The following is a 263-nucleotide window of genomic DNA, read 5'->3' on the forward strand; positions in this document are numbered from 1 at the left end:
CACGTGGTAGGAAAATGTGTTCGAACAGGACGCAAGCAGCTCCTCAAATTGTCTAGTCTCTATGCCTATTCCGAATTGTTTTCAGCACTTTATTCTAGGATTAGAAAAGTCAACCTGAATCTTCCTGTTCCTTATGAACCACCTAGAAAAAAAGCGTCGTTAATGATGCATTAAAGAACAGTCGAGATGAAAAAATCGTGTGACGCACCAAGGGAGGAGTCTGCCCTTTTGAGGAAATCTAGCGAGGAAAAACGATACTGGAA

Annotated in this window: 1 pseudogene; it reads left to right on the forward strand. The window is 41.8% G+C overall.

Going from position 1 to position 263, the window contains the following annotated elements:
• Positions 1-174: pseudogene (locus WX88_RS30650) on the forward strand (IS1380 family transposase); the annotation flags it as partial.
• Between the last annotated feature and the right edge of the window lie 89 nt (positions 175-263).

This window comes from Hymenobacter terrenus, from assembly GCF_000972495.1.
Classification (GTDB): Bacteria; Bacteroidota; Bacteroidia; order Cytophagales; family Hymenobacteraceae; genus Hymenobacter; species Hymenobacter terrenus.